Raw genomic sequence first — 2,052 nt, forward strand, 5'->3', positions numbered from 1 at the left:
CCAGACAGGCACACCTAGCGATGTGGTCGCCACACCGTCAAAGACAAGGCAGTGACGTGGCAGGTGAATAATCAGGTGCTCGTGCGCCCGATCAACGCGCGCCTCTAGGAAAGCCGTTGCCAGTTCCGCTTCGGTGTATTCCTGCAAGATTTCCTCAATCTCGCGGGTCGCAATCTTAGCCGCAGAACCGTTTGCACCAACAAACACAGACGGGGCCTCATTCATGCCGCCGCCTAGAAATGCGATGTTGTCCATGAACTCACAACAGGCGTGTGTGCCAACGCATCCCTTTTGGATTTGCGCGCCATTAATCCGCTGGAACGGAAAGCCAGTGCCGCCCACGTTGTCGAACACCTCAATCGTGTAGCGGTTCAACGCATAGACCTCGTTGCGCAGCTTTAACAGCGCAAGCACCGGGTCAGGGTCAGCCTCAGAAGAGCCATACTTGAGTGGGTTCACCTCGAACGGGTCATCCAATTCAGTGACAACAAGGAACTCACCGTCCGTTGTCATAAAGTACCCATCAACCCACACCACATCAAGCACGGTCAACAGGTCAGGGTCAGTTACCTGAGCCAATGTTGTGCCATCGTAAAGCCAAAGATTGCCACCCGATGCAACAGCCAGATACTCAAAGCCGTAAGTAAACGTCACGCGGCCCGTGCCGCCCACGTCGCCTATCTCAGTCACCACATTGCCCGCGCTGATGGACACCAGCTTAGTCCCCATGACGCGATACAGGACGCCGTTCCAGTTAATGCCGCCACGGTCAACGCCCGGTCCTGTGCCAGCTGCTACAATGCCCTCAGCGGGCCGCAAATAGCCCTCCGATATGCCCGTGTTTTTAGGCACAGGCACAAGGTTGCGTGGATAGCTTGTGCGGTAGTCCGGCGATACGTCCGCAAATGTGCCGCTCAGGATAGGGATTTGCATCTACCCGATCCGATACCAAGCACCCGCAACCGCGTCATAGCGCATCGTAAAGAACGAATTGGCCGCAAGCGTTGTGGGCGCACCCGTCACGGTCTTGGCAGACGACACAGTGAGCGTCGTCACAATTTGAGTGCAATTCACCGTTACCGTGTCGCGGTCGCTTGGGCCGTCAGGCAGTGCAATCGTACCAGCCGCAAGCGTACCCGTTGGCGTGAGGATCAACCACACGTCGCCAGCGTTTACCGTGACAGTGAATGCCGTGGCACTTGGCGCTGCGTACTGCGTCACCTGCTGGCCTGAGATAGCCGCGTTGGTGTTGATATAGTCAATCAAGGTTGTCACGCTTGCCTTGCGCGTATCGCCCTGCGATTGCTTGTAAACAGGCAGCAAGTCACCAGCCGCAAGAGCGTCTGTAGCTGTTAGCTTATTGATCTCAGTCATCAGTCAAACTCCAATAGGCTATCCGGCCCAGCCTGTAATTGCTCTTTCGCCTCACGCAAGAACGGGTCACGCTCTTCACGCCAGCCCTTGTTGCCAGCCCCAGCGGGGATTGACCATGCGTCCTTCTGCATCTCAATAGGCCGTGCAGCCTGCGCCATAAGCTGATTATATGCGCCCTTGGCCGTGGCCTTTGTGTCGGGCGATACCGTCTTGCCATAGATAGGCGCAATGCGAACCGCTAAATTCAAAATCATGGCCTCAACCGCCATGTCGCTTACATTTGCCTGCTGGTCTGGATCACCGCCGCCGGGTGTGCTTGGCACAGGATACCCCAGCCGCAAGCCCTTGCCGTTCCAAGTTGCCATCATAGCATCAAGGCGACGAATGGCGCTTTCGATCTGCTGCGGTTGCAAGTCAAAGACATACCCCGCAAGCCCGATCTCCTCAAATGCCTGGTTAACGATCTCGCGCTTAGTCCAGCCCATCAGTCTCGGCCTTAACCTTCAATGTCTTGCGTGGCTTTGGCTCTGGTGCAGGCTCAACCCACAACTGCCAACCGCGCGCAATCAATTCATCTGCACGCCGATCTGACACGCTGATAATCTCAGGAACGCCGTTAATCTTTCGAGTGACTTTCTTAGCCATTTTGAACCCTTCAAAGTGGTGCGACGGGACCGA

At 56.1% G+C, this 2,052-nt stretch carries 4 protein-coding genes; all 4 read right to left on the reverse strand.

Annotated elements, in window-relative coordinates; genetic code table 11:
- The coding region (locus VGP75_RS12960; protein ID WP_327544069.1) for a packaged DNA stabilization protein at positions 1-933 on the reverse strand (933 nt) is incomplete at its 3' end.
- Positions 934-1,374, reverse strand: a complete 441-nt coding sequence (locus tag VGP75_RS12965; protein ID WP_327544070.1) for a hypothetical protein — start codon at positions 1,372-1,374, stop codon at positions 934-936.
- Positions 1,374-1,859: a packaged DNA stabilization gp4 family protein gene (locus VGP75_RS12970; RefSeq protein ID WP_327544071.1), complete on the reverse strand. Its 486-nt coding sequence runs from the start codon at positions 1,857-1,859 to the stop codon at positions 1,374-1,376. Before VGP75_RS12970 ends, VGP75_RS12965 begins: the two co-directional genes overlap by 1 nt.
- Positions 1,846-2,052, reverse strand: a 207-nt coding sequence (locus VGP75_RS12975; protein WP_327544072.1) for a hypothetical protein, incomplete at its 5' end; no start/stop codon positions are given. The genes VGP75_RS12970 and VGP75_RS12975, both read right to left, overlap by 14 nt.

This window comes from Yoonia sp. (genome assembly GCF_036007805.1).
Taxonomy (GTDB): Bacteria; Pseudomonadota; Alphaproteobacteria; order Rhodobacterales; family Rhodobacteraceae; genus Yoonia.